The 366-nt window shown below is 44.0% G+C and carries 1 pseudogene; it reads left to right on the plus strand.

Annotated elements, in window-relative coordinates:
- Window positions 1-366 (plus strand): annotated as a pseudogene (locus tag OZJ21_RS09735) (hypothetical protein); the annotation flags it as partial.

Genomic DNA, 366 nt, shown 5'->3' on the forward strand with positions numbered 1-366 from the left:
CATTCGTGATAACAACTCTGGCTTACCAGAAGGAACCAAGATTGATGTGGGTGACAATGGAGATACCACAATTACCTACCCAGACAAGTCAGTCGACACAATCTCAGGTGATAAGCTGGTTGAAGAAAAGACTAGTGCTGAAAATCTGGATCCAACGGTTCCAGACAAGACCAAGGTTGATGATCCAACGGAGCTTGTGCTCAAGGATTCGCTCAAGGAACTTGATGTGCTTAAGCTTTCACTCAAGGATGAACTTGTACTCAAGGATTCACTCAACGAACTTGATGTGCTTAAGCTTTCGCTTAAGGATGAGCTTGTACTCAAGGATTCGCTCAAGGAACTTGATGTGCTTAGGCTTTCGCTTAA

The sequence above is a fragment of the Ligilactobacillus sp. UO.C109 genome (assembly GCF_026847815.1).
Classification (GTDB): Bacteria; Bacillota; Bacilli; order Lactobacillales; family Lactobacillaceae; genus Ligilactobacillus; species Ligilactobacillus salivarius.